This window comes from Streptococcus pacificus, from assembly GCF_016481305.1.
Taxonomy (GTDB): Bacteria; Bacillota; Bacilli; order Lactobacillales; family Streptococcaceae; genus Streptococcus; species Streptococcus pacificus.
In genome coordinates this window covers 87,222-104,985 of sequence record NZ_JAENBO010000001.1, presented here as the reverse complement: position 1 = coordinate 104,985, position 17,764 = coordinate 87,222, and the positions used below count along the sequence as shown (strand labels likewise).

The window sequence follows — 17,764 nt, the reverse complement described above, 5'->3', positions numbered from 1 at the left end:
TTTCAACCATAAAGAATAATTTTTTAATCAAATCCAGCACTTTTTTGGCTTATTTTGACATTTTATCTTGCTTTTTTAGTTTTTTTTTGAAAAAATATAAGAAAAAGAAAGGTGAACCAAATGACAAAAATACAACAACTTACTAATACTTTAGTGCAAAAAAATATTAATGTCGCAATTGTCTCAGATCCGGTTTCTATTAATTATTTAACAGGCTTTTATAGTGACCCACATGAGCGTTTGATGTTCCTATTTTTATTTGCTGACAAAAAACCACTCCTCTTTTTGCCACAATTGGACGCCAAACGTGCTGAAGCAGTTCTCGATTTTCCAGTCGTTGGTTATGTTGATTCTGAGCAACCATGGCAAAAAATGAAGGCTGTCCTTCCAAAAACAGACTATCCTCAAATTGCCGTGGAATTTGAAAACTTAAATATTACAAAACTAAGAGGTTTTGAAACAGTCTTTACTGGAGAATTTGTTGATCTGACACCAACCATCAATCAAATGCGTTTAATTAAATCAGCTGATGAAATTGAAAAAATGTTTGTTGCTGGTGATTATGCTGATAAAGCCGTGCAAATTGGTTTTGATAATATTTCACTTGACACAACAGAAGCAGATATCATTAGTCAGATCGAATTTGGTATGAAAAAACAAGGCATCCAAAAAATGAGTTTTGACACTCTTGTTTTAACAGGTAATAATGCTGCTAATCCTCATGGTATTCCTGGGACAAATAAAATCGAAAACGATTCTTTATTATTGTTTGACCTTGGTGTTGAGGCACTTGGTTATACCAGTGACATGACAAGAACAGTTGCGGTAGGAAAACCAGACCAATTTAAAAAAGATATCTACGAGCTTTGTCGTGAGGCACAACAGGCTGCCATTGATTTCATCAAACCAGGGGTAACAGCTAGTCAAGTGGATGCTGCTGCTCGTGATATTATTGAAAAAGCTGGTTATGGTGAATACTTTAATCACCGTCTTGGTCACGGTATTGGCATGAGTGTTCATGAATTTCCTTCTATTATGGCAGGCAATGATATGACTATTGTTGAAGGCATGTGTTTCTCTGTTGAACCTGGCATCTATATTCCTGGTAAAGTTGGTGTTCGTATCGAAGATTGTGGCCATGTGACAAAGAATGGTTTTGAACTCTTTACCAAAACCCCTAAAGAATTATTATATTACTAATTAAAAAGACTTGGGAAATTCCCAAGTCTTTTTAGTCTGTTATTTTGCGTAATCTATCGCTCTTAATTCACGGATAACCGTTACTTTAATGTTTCCAGGGTAATCCAAATTATTTTCAATCTTTTGACGAACCTTGTGTGCTAAGATAGTCACTTCATCATCGGAAATCTTTTCTGGTTGGACCATAATTCTAATTTCTCTACCTGCTTGTAGGGCAAAACTATGGTGAACACCATCAAAACCATTTGCAATTTCTTCTAAATCGCGTAATCGTTTGATGTAGTTTTCCATTGATTCATTACGAGCACCTGGACGAGCTGAACTTAAGGCATCAGCAGCTGCTACTAAAACAGCAATAACACTTTCAGGTTCAACATCTCCGTGGTGACTAGCAATAGTATTGACAACGACTGGATGCTCTTTATATTTACGAGCAAGCTCCATACCAATCTCGACATGGCTACCTTCAACTTCGCGGTCAATCGCTTTTCCGATATCATGCATAAAACCAGCGCGACGGGCCAGTGCTTCATTTTCACCCATTTCACTAGCAAGAAGTCCAGCCAGCTTACCAACTTCAATCGAGTGGCGAAGGACATTTTGCCCAAAGCTGGTACGAAATTGCAAGCGACCCATAATTTTAATCAAATCAGGATGCATGTTAAGCGCGCCAATTTCATAAGCAGCAGCTTCTCCGTATTCACGAATACGATTATCAAGTTCTAAACGATTTTTCTCAACCAACTCTTCAATTCTAGCCGGATGAATTCGCCCATCTTGAATCAAGGCTTCAAGAGTTGTCCTAGCAATCTCACGACGAATTGGATCAAATCCTGATAGCACAACCACTTCTGGCGTGTCATCAATAATCACGTCAATTCCAGTTAAGCTTTCGAGCGTTCGAATATTACGCCCTTCACGACCAATAATACGTCCCTTCATGCTATCATCTGGCAGAGAAACAGACGTAATCGTTTGTTCTGTCACATACTCACCAGCTAGACGTTGCATGGCTTGAGATAGCAATTCTTTAGCGGTTTTATCCGCACGATCTCTAACTTCTCTATCTGCCTCACGAATGCGATTAGCAATATCTTGTGTTAGATTTTTTTCTGTCTCTACTAAGATTATTTCCTTAGCTTCTTCTTGACTTAAGGAAGCTACTTTCTCTAATTCCTCAGTCTTTTTAAGTTCTAATGCAGCAACTGCTTGCTCACGCTCATCAATATGTCTAGATTTATCAGAAAGACTTTGCTCTTTCGAATCAAGTGTTTTTTCTTTACTTGTTAAATTTTCATCCTTACGATCAAGGGTTGAAGCACGTTCACTCAAACGATTTTCCATTTGTTTAAGCTCTTGTCGTTCGGATTTAAACTCTTGTTCAATTTCTTCCCGATATTTTCTAGCCTCTTCTTTAGCTTCTATAAGTAATTCTTTTTTGTAAGCTTTACTTTCACGATCTGCTGTTTTTCTGATGTGGTTAGCTTCTTCTTCAGCTTTACCACGTAAATTGACAGCATCTTGTTCTGCATTTAAAAGAGTTAGTTCTGCAGCATTTTTAGCAGATTTCATTTTTGCTGAAATTGCTACATAACCAATAACCAAACCAATGAGGGCACAAGCAATCATTATAAAAATGTTTGTCATGTTTTTACCTCAATTTTTTAAATTTTATTTATTCGATTTTCTTATGAAAACCTATTCTAGTTTACCATAAAAAGAGAGTTTTCACAATCCAAAAAAACAACAGAACTCAAAAAATATGTTATGATTAAAGAAGAGTTAAAGGAGAAAAAATTATGACTAAAGAGGTTATTGTTGAAAGCTTTGAGCTTGACCATACTATTGTCAAAGCACCCTATGTTCGTTTAATTTCTACTGAGGTTGGACCAAAAGGTGATGTCATTAGTAATTATGATATCAGACTAGTGCAACCAAATGAGGATGCTATCCCAACAGCAGGTTTACATACCATCGAACACTTATTAGCTAAACTCATTAGAAAACGTATCGATGGCATGATTGATTGTTCGCCATTTGGTTGTCGAACTGGTTTTCATATGATAATGTGGGGTGAACATACTAGCACAGAAATTGCCAAAGTGATTAAATCTTCTCTGGAAGAAATCGCTAATAGCATTTCTTGGGAAGATGTCCCTGGCACAACTATCGAATCTTGTGGTAATTATAAAGACCATAGCTTATTTTCAGCAAAAGAATGGTCAAAACTGATTTTATCAAGAGGTATTTCTGATGAACCTTTTGAACGTCACATTATCTAATCTTGAAGGCTTTCTCTTAGATTTAATTTAAGAGAAATTCTTCTTTTTATTTCGAATTTAAATTATTTTTATTTTTTTGATGCAAAACGATTGACAAGTCTTTTTTTCTCTGTTAAAATTATTTCGAATTTTAAATAAAGGAGGGAATATGACACGTCAAGAGTTAGCTTTGAAAACATTTATCGGTTTAAAAAGAATATCTGATAAATTTGAACAAGCTGTAAAACAAGACGTACAAGCTTACGATCTAAATTCTAGTGAATTTGCTGTTTTAGAGTTGCTATTTCATAAAGGCCCTAAAACAATGCAAGAAATTAAAGAAAGAATTTTAGTGGCTAATAGCAGTACAACATATACCTTAGATAAGCTTTGTCAAAAGAAATTGGTTGAACGTAGAACTAATCCAAAAGATAAGCGAATTACCCAAGTTTATTTACTATCTGAAGGTGAAGAGCTAATTGCCTCATCTTTTCCAAAGCATGCTGAGATGCTAACTAAACTATTTGATAATTTAGAAGATGAAGAAATCAAAACTTTAAATAATCTTTTAAAAAAATTATCTCATTGCTAAGAAAAGTTAAGTGCTAAAAAGCACTTATTCTATTACCAAATATTTCGAATTTGAAATAACGAAAGAGGACAACTATGACAGATACAAACTTAATTGGAATTCACCATGTGACCGCAATGACTGATGATGTGGAACGTAATTATAAATTCTTTACAGAAATTTTAGGGATGCGATTGGTTAAAAAAACAGTTAACCAAGATGACATTCAAACTTATCACACTTTCTTTGCTGATGATTTAGGATCAGCTGGTACTGATATGACTTTCTTTGACTTCCCTGACAATCCAAAAGGGATTAGAGGAACAAATTCGATTACAAGAGTTGGTTTTCGTGTCCCAAATGATGCTGCCTTAGAATACTACCTAGAACGCTTTAAAGAATTCGGTGTTAAAAACGATGGTATTATTGATTTATTAGGACATAAGGCTCTTCCATTTGAAGAAGAAGACGGCCAACGTTATCAATTGGTTTCTGATGAACATAACAAAGGTGTTGCTGGTGGACAGCCTTGGAAAGAAGGGCCAGTTCCGACAGATAAAGCTATTTATGGCTTGGGTCCAATTGAAATCACTGTTAGCTATTATGATGACTTTAAAGATTTTCTCATGCAAGTCTATGAGATGAGGATTGCTGAGGAAGGTGAAAATTATACCCTTTTAGAAGTTGGTGAAGGTGGCCATGGTGGTCAAGTCATTCTTAGAAAAGATACTGAAAGTAATCAAGAAATTCAAGGTTACGGAGAAGTTCACCACGTTTCATTCCGTGTTAAAGATGGTGAGGCAATTCGCCACTGGGCTAAAAAATATGAAACCCTTAACATTATGAACTCAGGACTTGTCGATCGCTTCTATTTTGAAGCACTCTATGCAAGAGTTGGACATATTCTTATTGAAATCTCAACAGACGGTCCTGGATTTGCCACAGATGAACCTTATGAAACATTAGGAGAAATGCTTTCATTACCACCATTTTTAGAATCACAAAGAGAAATGATTGAAAACACTATTCGCCCATTCAACACAAAACGTCATTAAAAAAAAGGAGATTATTAGCATGGAAGCTATTAAACGTATTCACCATATTTCTGCTATCGTAGGAAGCGCACAAGAAAATTTAGATTTTTACCGTAACCTCTTAAAATTAAAATTAGTCAAACAAACTGTCAATTTTGATGATCCTAGCGTTTATCACCTCTATTTTTCAAATCAAAATTATGACTTAGGCACACTGATCACTTTCTTTCCATGGGAAAATGCTGAACCTGGTAAAAAAGGAAGTGGTCAAGTAGGACGTATTGCTTTTAGAATCCCTAAAGGCTCACTTGATTTTTGGAAAAAACGTCTTACTAACAATAATGTTGTTGTCGAAGAAAAACCTTGGTTTGAATACAATGCTCTATACTTCCAAGATATCCACGGTTTAGATTTAGCAATGGTTGAATCTGGTGAAGCAAATGATAAACCTGATATTATCGGTTTCCATGGTGCTATGCTTCTTTCAAATGATCCAATTGGTAGTCGTGATTTCCTCAAAGATTTCATGGGCTTAGAGGATTTAACAGAAAATGAAAAGGCCTATCGCTTACAAACCGTTGGTATGGAAAAACATGATTTAGTTATCGAAAATATTTCTCATGAACGTGGCGTTTGGGGACCAGGAACAGTTCATCATATTGCTTGGTCATTGCCAGATGATGATACTGAATTAGCTTGGCGCGACTTCCTCATTCAAAAAGATTATCATGTCACTTCTGTTAGAGATCGTAAATACTTTAAATCAATTTACCTTCGTGAAACAGGTAAAGTTATCTTTGAATTTGCCACTGATGGTCCTGGAATGACTGTTGATGAAGAATTTGAATTTTTGGGAAGAGAATTACAACTTCCTCATATGTATGAAAAACGCCGTGAAGAAATTACAGCAAATTTAAAACCTCTAGAATTTAAGGACGAGATGGAATGATTTCTATTGCCAAAGAAGCATTAACAGACAAAGAACAATATAAGATTTTGATTGGCAGTGTTATCCCAAGACCAATTGCCTTTATATCAACCCTATCAAAAAAAGGTAATATTAACCTAGCACCTTTTAGTTTTTATAATATAGTTTCTCATCGACCAGCTATTTTATCAGTCAGTATTCAACGCGTTAATGGACAAATGAAGGATACTGCAAGAAACATTGTTGAGCAAAAAGAAGCTGTCATTCATAGTGTCAGCCTTGATAATCTATCAATGGTCAATCAAGCAGCTATCCAACTTCCTTATGAAGAAAGTGAATTAGAAGCTACAGGTATGACGCTTGCTCCTTCAACAGCTATTAAAACACCAGGGGTCAATGAAGCTAAAACAAGATTTGAAACAACTCTTTATGATCATATTGAAATTAAAAATGAAGATAATGAAGTGATTTCTGATTTAATCTTATTAAAAGTGCTTCATTATCATTTGGATGAAAAGGTTTATCAAAATACTTATATCATTCCTGAAAACTTACAACCGATGAGTCGTTTAGCTGGAATAACCTATGCTGAACTTGGTAAGTTTACTGACTTAAAAAGACCTTAGGAGAAATCAATGGAACATATTTTTAAAAAAGGGTTAAAAAACGCACCAGTACTCGTTTTATTACACGGCACTGGTGGCGATGAACGCAGCTTATTATCTATCGCAGAATTTCTTAATCCCGAAGCTTCTGTTTTGAGTTTACGTGGTGAGGTTAATGAGTATGGTGCACTAAGATTCTTTAAACGTTTAGAAGAAGGTCTCTATGATGTTGATGACCTTAATTATCGTGGTGGTGTCATTCGAAAATTCATTGAAGAAATGGCAGAAAACTATCAATTTGATTTAAAAGATGTTGTTTTAGTTGGTTTTTCAAATGGTTCTAATATGGCTATTAATCTTTTATTGGCTGATCACACACCATTTCATAAGGGTATCTTATTTGCGCCAATGTATCCTGTAGATACTGATCATTTAACACAGTTAAAAGACAAGACACATGTCTTCATTTCTATGGGAGAAGAAGATCCTATCTGTTCCTTAGAAGATAGTCGTAATGTGGTGGAACAGTTTGAAAAGCGTGGTGCTAATGTCGATACTTTCTGGGTCAATAGCCATGAAATTAATCTAGAGTCATTAAAAAAAGCCAAAGATTGGCTAGACAGACAACATTAAAAACATTTTAAAATTGTTTACTCATATAGAAAACACTTCAACGTTGTTGAAGTGTTTTTCCTTATTTAATAATCAAGATCATCTGCTCTACCTGGCGCATTACCTACAAAGTAACCCGTTTTAGCATTAATTGAGAATAGGTAAGTACCGTCTGGTTTAAACATATTGTAGTAACCATTACCATTAATAATATTAACACGTTCTAAAATATAATTGTTACCCGAGATATGACCTCTTTCTTGTGCTACTGCAACAATTCTTTCTAAAATACCTTCATTAAAGACCCAACCAGGATTATTAACATCGGCAATAATATCATTATTATAAGGTACTCTACTCAAATGACGTTGCAAACTAGCTGGGTCATAATTAGTAATACCATACATTGAGCCCGCATTATTAATAACTGTAGCATTATTTGTAGCAGGTGCAGCTGGAGCTGTCGGGGCGCTATTTTCTTCATTGTTTGAAGGTTGCAAAGCAGGAGCCTCTTGACTTGAGGATGCCACTTTTTCTTTTTCTACTTTATCCGTTAGTTGTTGACGACCTTCAGAAACAGCACTTTGCAATAAATTATCAAGAGTTGCTTTTCCAGTATTTAACATAGTAGCAGATAAAGCATCAAAATTAGCAGACTCTTTAATAGTGCCTGAAACCTTTTCACCATCTACGATAACAGGTTCAGTGAATTGCTCATTAACGACTTTAATGGCATCAATGGCTTTTTTCAAAGAATCATATTTTTCTTTTGCTTCAGTATAAGCTGGTGTTCCTTTTAGTTTATTTAAAGCAACTTCTAATTCAGATAAACGTTCAAACTCACTATTTTTAGGCTTTGTCAACTCCTTGTCAACAAAATAACTTGTATACATGTCTTCAAAGGCTTTAATATCTTCATCATTAGCCTTTGTATCTTTTTCTTTAGTGACAGTTGCCTCTTTTTCATTAGTTGTTGGGCTGTTTAAATTGTTTAAAACATAGCCAAAAGCAAAAACAGCTATCAATAAAGCGATGAGACTACCAATGATAAGTCCTTTCTTACTAGAAGATTCCTTTGTCTCACCAAGAATAATATCGTCTGTTGAGTCTTGGTTTTCTGGTAATTCTTGCGCTTCTAAATGGTCAAAAGTAAGTTTTTCTTGAGAGGTTTCACTCTCTTTTATTTGATTAACCTCTTCTCTTTTTTCTTGAATAAAATCATCAATTTCTTTTGGATCTTCTTGAGACGCTTGAATTTTACTTTCAAATTTATGTTTTCCAACTTCTTCACGGTGTTGTTTGATATATTTATCTAAAATATTATCATTTTCATCTATGCCAGCTTTAATTTCTGAATCCTTGCGGAGCGCTTCTTCCACTGTCATATTTTTGGCATCATCAAATTCTAAATTCTTATCATCTTTGATATCATCATTTTTATTCGACAAAAAAATCACCTCTTCTATTTTACAGCCCGCTTAACACGCTCTCCAAAAAATTGGTATAAATCAACTTTTAGGGTACCATTATATAGTTTACGTTTTTTATCTGCTTGACTGCCATATTTTTTTTCAAAATTTTCATCACTAGTGAGGATAAATTTACTCCATGTTTTCAATGGATGAAACGTTTTCCCCATATCATTATACAATTTTGTCACTAATTCGTCATCCATCAATCTCTCTCCATAAGGTGGATTTGAGATGATAACACCGTTTAATTTATTGGTATATAGGTCTTGGAGACGCATTTGTTTCAATTTAATGACATCTGCAAAACCAGCCTCAATCACATTTTGCTTAGCGATGTCAATCATACGATGATCAATGTCAAAACCTGAAATATCAAGTTCTATCTCATAATTTGCCTTTAAATCAGCTTCATCACGCACCGATTGGATTAAATCTTTATCAACCCAATCCCAAGACTCAAAAGCAAAATCGCGATTAAAACCTGGTGCAATATTCATTCCAATCATGGCAGCTTCAATACAAAATGTCCCAGAGCCACATGTCGGATCTATAAAAGGTTTATCTGGGTACCAATTACTAAGCATAATAATCGCTGCTGCCATATTTTCTTTAATAGGGGCACCACCCTTATCAACACGGTAGCCCCTTTTAAAAAGACTGGAACCCGTTGTATCTATCATAATTGTCGCTTTATCTTTTAAAAGAGACACTTCAATTTTAAATTCTGCACCCGTCTCCATCAAAGGGATATTCTCTGGTCTGTGAAAATGTTTCTGTAGTTTTTTAACAACAGCTTTTTTTGAAATGGCTTGAATACTCGGTTCATTATGTAACTTTGATTTAACAGCCTTAGCCTTGGAAATAGGAAAGCGTGCCCCCAAAGGTAAATAATTTTCCCAATCTAAAGCATAAACCCCTTGAAAAAGTTCTTCAAAGGTTTTGGCAGGGAATTCACCTACAATAATTTTGATACGATCTGCCGCTCTTAACCAAAGATTTGTTTCAATAATGGTTTTAATGTTTCCATTAAAGCGCACTCGACCATTTTCAACTTGGCAATCAATGCCTAGATTTCTAATTTCTTTTCCGACAACTGCTTCTATTCCAGCTGCACAAGTTGCAATTAATTCAAATTGTTTTTTCATAGTTCCTCTTTTAATATTAAATAAAAGACTAGCATAAGCTAGTCTAACCTATTATGCAATTTTCTATAAGCCATGTTTTGTTCCAAAGACAACTAGGTCTTGTCTTTTTCGATAATCATCTGTCTACTGTTAAACAGTCAAGATAGTACGTTCTGTTTCCATCTATCTCGTGCCCCGACCAAAGTTTGGGTTGCTAGCTTGAGGGGTTTACCGCGTTCCATTTTTTGCGTTTCCACAAAAACTACGTCACTGTGGCACTTTCAGACCTACTCTAGCATATCTTAGACTTAGCTATTTGGGTCGCCGTAATGCATCACTACATCCCTAGGCTTATTGTTTCACCTAGCACAAACACTACCGGCATCACAGCCGGTGCTAGCATGGACTTTCCTCATGATATAAAATCATGCGATTATCCAAAAATTGCAAAGAATTGTACAGTATTTGTACATTTTAATGTCCAAATTATTCGATAATTTGTTTTCCGAAAACTTCTTTTTCTAGGCGACTAATTCGTTTTAAAATATCAAAATTAGTGGCAGAAGTTGACACTCGAGATAACTCAGAATGAGCTGAAGATGCCTCAGCAATTTTGTTTTGAGTTACTTGTTCTCTCAATTTTTCATTTTCTTTATGTAAGGCTTGAATTTGAGCCATGAAATTTTCATAATCTTTAATAATGTCATCTAAGAATTCATTGACTTCATCCTTATCATACCCACGCATACTTGTTTTGAATTCTTGTTCAAATATATCTTTAGGACTTAACTTTATACCTGCCATATCTTTCTCCAAACATTTCTATATTTATAAGAATTAATAAATTCTCTGTCACTTCAATAATACCTAAATAATGATAAAAAATCAAGCATTTACTTTAAGTCTTCGACAATATTGTTAAGTCTTTCAAAGCTTAATTGGCGGATGATATAGTCTTTTTCTGCTATCATCATTTGGTAAAGATAATCTATGTTTGTTTTTTTCTCTTCATCATAAAAAAGGTAGGCTGAGGAAGTGTGATCAATCAAATACCGATTAAAGTAAGTCAATTGTTGAGGATTCTCATAATAAGGAAAACTATACTTTATAAAATCAACTGACTTAAACTTTTTTAATTTTTCTTGGTTAGAAGTATTCCACTTGCTACCATGATTTTCAAATGGAAAAAGTGTTGCCAACTTAATATCGTATTCTTTTTGTAACTCCTTAGCCACCTCTAAAGCCCAATATTCAAAACCCAAACGTCCAGTAAATACAAACCAATCGGCACCTTCTTCTAAAAAATCAATAAAGTCTTTTTTAATGACTTTTTTGATGATATTTATTCGAATATCATTATCTTTAAAAACCCCTAATTCTGCCGAGCCATAGCCGGTCACAAGAATCACAGTCATCATTTGTCTCCTTATTTAAAAATATGTTATAATATTAGTACTTTATGTTATCATATAAGTATATCTAGGCATAGGAGTTTTATGGTTAACTATCCTCATAAGCTTATTCGTAAGGCAACCGCAAAAAAACAGACCATTAAAACTGTTGATTTTGCCAACAGAGGGATGTCTTTTGAAGCAGCAATTAACAGCACGAACAATTACTACCTAGCACATCATCTGGCTGTGGTACATAAAAAACCAACACCAGTTCAGATTGTAAAGGTGGATTATCCTAAAAGAAGTAGAGCTAAAATTGTTGAAGCTTATTTCAGACAAGCCTCAACGACTGACTACTCTGGTGTCTACAAGGGACATTATATTGATTTTGAAGCCAAAGAAACTCGGCAGAAAACTGCCATGCCTATGAAGAATTTTCACAAGCATCAGATATTACATATGAAAGATGTGATTGAACAAGATGGTATTTGTTTTGTCCTTCTTCATTTCTCATCCCTTAAGGAAACTTATTACCTACCGGCAGCCTACCTTATTGATTTTTATCAGATTGATAATGGTAGTAAATCTATGCCTCTTGATTATATCAAAAAAAATGGTTTTAAGATTGAAACAAAAGCTTTCCCTCAAATTCCTTATTTGGATATTATTGAACATTTTATTTTAGGTGGTGATTCCCATTAATAAGAAAAAAGTTATTAAATTTTTAAAGTACGCTATCAGTATCGGTGTTAGTCTGATTATTTTAGCTATTATTGCTGGTGGTTTATTATTTGCATACTATGTTAGTAGTGCGCCAACGCTATCAGAAGAAAAGCTCAATGCAACAAGTTCTAGTCTAGTTTTTGACAAAAATGACAATCTTATTGCTGACTTAGGGTCAGAAAAAAGAGAAACTGTTTCTTCTGATAATATTCCTATTGGTCTTGTGAATGCTATTACTGCTATTGAGGACCATCGTTTCTTTAATCATAGAGGAATTGATGTTTATCGTATTGTCGGATCTGCCCTCCATAATCTAACGAGTTCAACAACTCAAGGAGGTTCAACGCTTGATCAACAGTTGATTAAATTAGCTTATTTTTCAACTAGTGAAGCTGATCAGACCTTAAAAAGAAAGGCTCAGGAAGCTTGGCTTGCGCTTCAAATGGAAAGACAATATACCAAGGAAGAAATCCTAACCTTTTACATCAATAAAGTTTATATGGGAAATGGTAACTATGGTATGTTAACTGCTGCTAAATCTTATTTTGGCAAAGATTTAACGGAATTAAGTGTTGCACAATTAGCTCTCTTAGCAGGAATTCCTCAAGCTCCTAGTCAATATGATCCTTACGGCAATCCTGAAGCCGCTCAAGCAAGAAGAGATATTGTTTTAGGACAGATGTATGAATTAAAACATATTACCAAAGAAGAATATGAAGAAGCTCTTGCAACACCTGTTACTGATGGGTTACAAGAGTTAAAAGAAAATAATAGTTATCCTAAATACCTAGATAATTACTTAAAAGAAGTTATTTCAGAAGTTGAAAAAGAAACTGATCAAGATATTTTTTCAGCAGGTCTAAAAGTCTATACTAATGTCGATATAGATGCCCAACGTTATCTCTGGGATATTTATAATTCAGATACCTACATTAATTATCCGGATGCAGATTTTCAAGTAGCATCGACAGTCATAGATGTCACCAATGGTAAAGTTATCGCTCAATTAGGGGCACGTAATCAAGATCCTAATGTCTCCTTTGGGACAAATCAAGCTGTTTTAACAGATAGAGACTGGGGTTCAACCATGAAACCTATCTCTGCTTATGCCCCAGCTCTCGACAATAGAGTCTATACTTCAACAGCGCAATCGCTTAATGACTCTCCTTATTATTGGCCTGGAACTTCTGATCCCTTATATAACTGGGATAGACAGTATTATGGCTGGATGACAATGCAAACTGCCATTGTTCAATCACGTAATATTCCAGCCGTTAAAACATTAGAAGCAACTGGTTTGAAAAAAGCTCAAGACTTTTTAGAAAAACTTAACATTAACTACCCTCAAATGCTTTATTCTAATGCTATTTCTAGTAATACCAGTAGTGGGGAAGCTAAATACGGAGCCAGCAGTGAGAAAATGGCCGCAGCCTATGCAGCCTTCTCGAATGGCGGCATTTATTACAAACCACAATACATTAATAAAATTGAATTTAACGATGGTACTGTAAAAACTTATGAAGATAGTGGTAGCAAAGCAATGGAAGAAACCACTGCTTACATGATGACCGATATGATGAAAAAAGTTATGACCTATGGGACAGGAACTGAAGCTGCTATTTCAGGTATTTACCAAGCTGGTAAAACAGGAACATCAAACTATACAGATCAAGAATTGTCTGTTATTGAAGAAAGACTGGGAATCAACCCATACTCAGTAGGTACAATGGCTCCTGATGAAAACTTTGTTGGCTATACACCTCAATATGCTATGGCTGTTTGGACAGGTTATAAGGATCGTTTAACGCCAGTTTATGGGGATGGTTTAAATATTGCTGCTAGAGTTTATCGTCAAATGATGATTTATCTCACTCAAGATGGTAATGAAGATTGGCAAATACCGACAGGTCTCTATCGTAGTGGTGATTTTCTATACCTAAGAGGAAGTTTTAATACTAACACTTTTACAACAACCGAAGAAACAACGACGCAAGAGACTACAACCGAAGAAACGACGCAAGAAACAACGACACAAGAGACTACAACTGAAGAAACAACCATTGTCAGTGAAGAAACAGTCACAAATACACAATAAAAAAAGTCATTTAAAATGACTTTTTTTATTATCTAATTCTTCTTTTGTTTCTTTTTTTTAGTAAAAGAAAAACCAATAATGCTATTAATGACACAATCGCCGTTCCTACAATTAGAAACACTGGTAAGAGACGTGTCATAAATGATTGTTCGTAGGATGTATTAGCTTGATCTACTTGAATGTCTTCAGTAACTTCTTCTGTTGTTTGTGCGGCCATTTCTTGTCTTTTTTGTGCCTCAATAAACCCCATTTGAAACAGGGTGTTTATAAAGGGGTGACGATAAAACTCACCGTTTTGATCTGACCAATCTCCAACCCCCATAACAACAACAATTAGACGTTTGTCGCCTTGTTTGGCAGTAGTCATCGCATTAAACCCTGCAGAAGGACTTGAGCCTGTTTTAAGACCATCAACGCCTTCAAAAGGATAAGCACCACCAGGTAAGGAATGATTATAAGAAGTAAATTGATCTTCGTAAGGTGTGCCAGCCATAACCGTTACAGTCGTTTGATTAGTATAGTTTACAATCTCAGGAAACTTTTTCAGAAAATGATAAGCTAACGTTGCAAAATCTCTTACAGTCGTTAGGTTGGTTGCGTTATTATCATATCTCTCAGGACTATAGTAACCATTGAAAGAAGATGCTACAGCACCACTAGCATTATTAAATTGAGTGTTTGTCATTCCCAATTCTTTCGCTTTAGCATTCATTTTGTCTATAAAATCAGAAGCATTATTTTGCGAGAGATAATTAGCAATCATTACTGTTGCAACATTTGATGAAGGGACAACGGTCATGGTAATCAAATCCCTAATTGGATAGGCAACACCAGCAACAATATTATTGTTGCTGATTTCATAAATCTGACTAATAGCTTGATCAGTTTCTGTAGCAACGATGGTAGAATCAAGGGTCAAGTTACCTTTTTCTAGTTCTTCAAATAATAAATAAAGAGTCATCATCTTGGACATACTAGCTGGATCTCTTTGAACATCAGCATTTTCTGCCCATAAAATCTCACCAGTATCAGCATCCATTGTAATCGAGGCTTTCGGCTTATTGATCTCATCGACCTCATAGCCAGCTTGTCTTGTAAGTGTTACCAGATCTTCTGTCGTCTCATCTGCAAAAATAGAGACTGTTGTTGAAAATAAAAGCGTTAAAAGTGTAATGAGTTGAAAAAATTTCTTCACTTGTATGAACCCCTTAATAAATAAAACTTCAAAGTATATTATAACAAATAAGCATTAAATAGAAAAGATAATAACTAGTTATAAATGACTGAATTAAAATAAGGATTTGTATTTAGTTAGCAAACAAAACCAAATGAATAACTTATTAGTAGTGACCAGTACTGCTTTCAAATTTATAAGTCACAAAAAAAGAATTAGAACAACTGTTCTAATCCCTTTTATTCTGTTATTTCCAGAAATCATCAAAAATAGTGATTGGCAAATGTCTCTTGTGTTGTGTTTTTTGCCACCAAGCTTCAATTTTATTTTGAGCCTCTTGATTAATCGTTTTACCTTCAAGGTAATCATCAATATTATCATAGGTAACACCTAAAGCCACTTCATCTGAGAGTCCTGGTTTATTATCTTCTAAATCAGCAGTTGGCACCTTTTCGTATAAGGCGGGATTTGCTCCTAGGGCTTTTAGAAGACTTCTGCCTTGCCTTTTATTAAGACGAAAAAGTGGTAAAATATCTGAACCACCATCCCCAAACTTAGTGAAAAAGCCAGTGATATTTTCTGCAGCATGATCTGTCCCAATAACAACTCCTGAGGTTTCCCCAGCAATAGCGTACTGTGTGATCATTCGCTGACGGGCTTTAATATTCCCTTTATTAAAATCAGAAATACCAATACCTGCTTCTTTTAAAACACTAACTTGAGCATCCACTGCTTCTTTTATGTTAACTGTGATGAGTTTATCGGGCTTGATAAATTCAAGTGCCATTTGAGCATCTGCTTCATCAATTTGAGTCGCATAGGGTAATCTGACCGCGATAAATTGATAGCTTGAATCACCTGTTTCTTGTCTTAATTCTTCCATTGCCATTTGGGCTAAACGCCCTGCTAGCGTTGAATCTTGACCGCCAGAAATGCCTAAAACATAGGTTTTTAAAAAAGAATGCTTTTTTAGATAATCTTTTAAAAAATCAATTGATGTTCTTATTTCGACTTGAGGATCTATTTGTGGTTTAACACCAAGTTTTTTAATAATCTCTTCTTGTAGCATCATTTATCCTCTCCTTTGGAAAAGGCTTCTTTTCTCACGCGATCGATTAAATCCATTTTGTTTTGCCACACATCAAGTGCTAAATCAACTGGATAATCTTGAGGATTGAGCACACGTTTATACTCATCCCAGAGTTGCTCGAATTCTTTTCTAGCATAGTTTTTAATGTCTGCTAAACTTGGTAAATCATAAACCAGTTGTCCTTCCTTGAAGATATCAACCAATAATGGCACTGCTTCAAAATCTTCAACCGTTTTTCTAATATAAGTATAAACGGGATGGAACATTTCAATTTTATCTAAATGATTTACTTCTGTTTCAGCAAAAGTAATATAGTCCCCTTCTGATTTTCCTTTAGCTCTACTTGTAATACGCCAAACTTGTTTTTTCCCTGGGGTTGATACTTTTTCAGCATTATTTGATAGCTTAATAGTATCTTGCAATTGACCATTATCATCTTCAATAGCAACAATTTTATAAACAGCCCCTAAAGCCGGTTGATCATAAGCAGTAATTAGTTTTGTCCCCACACCCCAGACATCAATTTTAGCTTTTTGCATTTTTAAGTTCAAAATAGTATTTTCATCCAAATCGTTGGAGGCATAAATTTTAGCATCAGGGAAGCCTGCTTCATCTAATTGCTGTCTGACTTTTTTAGAAAGATAGGCCATATCGCCTGAATCGATACGAACTCCTTTAAAGTTAATTTTAGAACCAAGTTCTTTAGCAACTCTGATAGCTGAAGGAACTCCTAAACGAAGCGTATCATAAGTATCAACTAAAAAGACACAATCCTTATGTGTTTTAGCATAAGCCATGAAAGCATCATAGTCATTGCCATAAGCTTGAACAAGTGAATGGGCATGAGTTCCTGATACAGGAATATTAAAAATTTTACCTGCTCGAACATTACTTGTTGCATCTGCCCCTCCAATAACCGCTGCTCTGGTTCCCCAAATAGCAGCATCCATTTCTTGAGCACGACGACTACCGAATTCAAGGAGTGGTTCATCTTCAATCACTGATTTAATGCGTGCAGCTTTAGTAGCAATGAGTGTTTGAAAATTAACAATATTTAAAAGAGCTGTCTCAACGAGTTGACACTGTGCAAGAGGACCTTCTATTTGTACAATAGGCTCATTAGCAAACACCAAATCACCTTCTTTTGCAGATCTAACAGTTAATTGTAATTCAAAATCAGCAAGGTAATCCAAAAAGTCTTGAGAATAGCCCAATTCTTTTAAATAAGCCAAATCACTCTCTGAAAAATTGAGATTTTTTAGGTAATTGACAATTCGCTCAAGTCCGGCAAAAATGGCATAACCATTATTAAAGGGTTGTTTTCTAAAAAACAGTTCAAAAATGGCTTTTTTATCTTGAATCCCTCTCTCAAAGTATACTTGCATCATATTAATCTGATACAAATCGGTATGTAAGGTTAAACTATCATCTGAATACATCTATTTTCTCCTCTTTTATCTTGTTACTATTATAACATAAGA

17 protein-coding genes and 1 other RNA gene are annotated in these 17,764 nt (G+C 34.9%); 9 read left to right on the top strand and 9 right to left on the bottom strand.

The features are described from left to right. Positions 1 to 120: 120 nt before the first annotated feature. Positions 121 to 1,200 (top strand): M24 family metallopeptidase, encoded by a 1,080-nt coding sequence (locus tag JHK62_RS00510; protein WP_199574733.1) that lies wholly within the window; start codon positions 121 to 123, stop codon positions 1,198 to 1,200. A 39-nt stretch (positions 1,201 to 1,239) separates the two neighbouring features. On the opposite strand, the gene JHK62_RS00505 is transcribed toward JHK62_RS00510, so the two are convergent. Continuing rightward, complete coding sequence (locus JHK62_RS00505) at positions 1,240 to 2,847, bottom strand: ribonuclease Y (RefSeq protein ID WP_199574732.1); 1,608 nt, start codon at positions 2,845 to 2,847, stop codon at positions 1,240 to 1,242. A gap of 152 nt (positions 2,848 to 2,999) precedes the next feature. On the opposite strand from JHK62_RS00505, the gene JHK62_RS00500 reads away from it, so the two are divergent. The 6 genes from JHK62_RS00500 (at position 3,000) to JHK62_RS00475 (ending at position 7,232) form a co-directional block, all read left to right on the top strand. Then, positions 3,000 to 3,482, top strand: a complete 483-nt coding sequence (locus tag JHK62_RS00500; protein WP_199574731.1) for an S-ribosylhomocysteine lyase — start codon at positions 3,000 to 3,002, stop codon at positions 3,480 to 3,482. 148 nt (positions 3,483 to 3,630) lie between these two features. Continuing rightward, positions 3,631 to 4,053: a MarR family winged helix-turn-helix transcriptional regulator gene (locus JHK62_RS00495; RefSeq protein ID WP_199574730.1), complete on the top strand. Its 423-nt coding sequence runs from the start codon at positions 3,631 to 3,633 to the stop codon at positions 4,051 to 4,053. 74 nt (positions 4,054 to 4,127) lie between these two features. Next, positions 4,128 to 5,087 (top strand): VOC family protein, encoded by a 960-nt coding sequence (locus tag JHK62_RS00490; protein WP_199574729.1) that lies wholly within the window; start codon positions 4,128 to 4,130, stop codon positions 5,085 to 5,087. Positions 5,088 to 5,106: 19 nt separating this feature from the next. After that, on the top strand, positions 5,107 to 6,015 hold the full coding sequence (locus JHK62_RS00485; protein ID WP_199574728.1) for a VOC family protein: 909 nt from the start codon (positions 5,107 to 5,109) through the stop codon (positions 6,013 to 6,015). Continuing rightward, positions 6,012 to 6,620 (top strand): flavin reductase family protein, encoded by a 609-nt coding sequence (locus tag JHK62_RS00480; RefSeq protein ID WP_199574727.1) that lies wholly within the window; start codon positions 6,012 to 6,014, stop codon positions 6,618 to 6,620. Before JHK62_RS00485 ends, JHK62_RS00480 begins: the two co-directional genes overlap by 4 nt. 9 nt (positions 6,621 to 6,629) lie before the next feature. Continuing rightward, a complete protein-coding gene (locus JHK62_RS00475) occupies positions 6,630 to 7,232 on the top strand; it encodes an alpha/beta hydrolase (RefSeq protein ID WP_199574726.1) in 603 nt (200 codons plus the stop codon). A gap of 65 nt (positions 7,233 to 7,297) precedes the next feature. Here JHK62_RS00475 and JHK62_RS00470 read toward each other — a convergent pair whose 3' ends face one another. From JHK62_RS00470 to JHK62_RS00450, 5 genes are all read right to left on the bottom strand, one after another. Beyond that, entirely contained in the window at positions 7,298 to 8,668 is a 1,371-nt protein-coding gene (locus JHK62_RS00470) for a cell division site-positioning protein MapZ family protein (protein WP_425507438.1), read from the bottom strand. A 5-nt stretch (positions 8,669 to 8,673) separates the two neighbouring features. After that, positions 8,674 to 9,828, bottom strand: a complete 1,155-nt coding sequence (locus JHK62_RS00465; protein WP_199574725.1) for a THUMP domain-containing class I SAM-dependent RNA methyltransferase — start codon at positions 9,826 to 9,828, stop codon at positions 8,674 to 8,676. A gap of 61 nt (positions 9,829 to 9,889) precedes the next feature. Then, positions 9,890 to 10,252, bottom strand: an RNA gene (gene rnpB, locus JHK62_RS00460) — RNase P RNA component class B. A gap of 41 nt (positions 10,253 to 10,293) precedes the next feature. Next, positions 10,294 to 10,611 (bottom strand): cell division regulator GpsB, encoded by a 318-nt coding sequence (gene gpsB / locus JHK62_RS00455; protein WP_199574724.1) that lies wholly within the window; start codon positions 10,609 to 10,611, stop codon positions 10,294 to 10,296. 89 nt (positions 10,612 to 10,700) lie between these two features. Next, positions 10,701 to 11,222, bottom strand: a complete 522-nt coding sequence (locus tag JHK62_RS00450) for an SLOG family protein (RefSeq protein ID WP_199575224.1) — start codon at positions 11,220 to 11,222, stop codon at positions 10,701 to 10,703. 81 nt (positions 11,223 to 11,303) lie between these two features. On the opposite strand from JHK62_RS00450, the gene recU reads away from it, so the two are divergent. Together recU and pbp1a are read left to right on the top strand one after the other, a co-directional pair. Continuing rightward, the gene (gene recU, locus JHK62_RS00445; RefSeq protein ID WP_199574723.1) at positions 11,304 to 11,903 is read left to right on the top strand and encodes a Holliday junction resolvase RecU; all 600 of its coding nucleotides are present in this window, start codon (positions 11,304 to 11,306) and stop codon (positions 11,901 to 11,903) included. Next, positions 11,890 to 14,019 (top strand): penicillin-binding protein PBP1A, encoded by a 2,130-nt coding sequence (pbp1a, locus tag JHK62_RS00440; RefSeq protein ID WP_199575223.1) that lies wholly within the window; start codon positions 11,890 to 11,892, stop codon positions 14,017 to 14,019. The genes recU and pbp1a overlap by 14 nt, the downstream gene beginning before the upstream one ends. Positions 14,020 to 14,047: 28 nt before the next feature. On the opposite strand, the gene JHK62_RS00435 is transcribed toward pbp1a, so the two are convergent. From JHK62_RS00435 to JHK62_RS00425, 3 genes are all read right to left on the bottom strand, one after another. Next, the gene (locus JHK62_RS00435) at positions 14,048 to 15,214 is read right to left on the bottom strand and encodes a serine hydrolase (protein ID WP_199574722.1); all 1,167 of its coding nucleotides are present in this window, start codon (positions 15,212 to 15,214) and stop codon (positions 14,048 to 14,050) included. Positions 15,215 to 15,440: 226 nt separating this feature from the next. Beyond that, entirely contained in the window at positions 15,441 to 16,265 is an 825-nt protein-coding gene (gene nadE, locus JHK62_RS00430; RefSeq protein ID WP_199574721.1) for an ammonia-dependent NAD(+) synthetase, read from the bottom strand. After that, positions 16,262 to 17,722, bottom strand: coding sequence for a nicotinate phosphoribosyltransferase (locus tag JHK62_RS00425; protein WP_199574720.1), 1,461 nt, complete (start codon positions 17,720 to 17,722; stop codon positions 16,262 to 16,264). Before JHK62_RS00425 ends, nadE begins: the two co-directional genes overlap by 4 nt. Between the last annotated feature and the right edge of the window lie 42 nt (positions 17,723 to 17,764).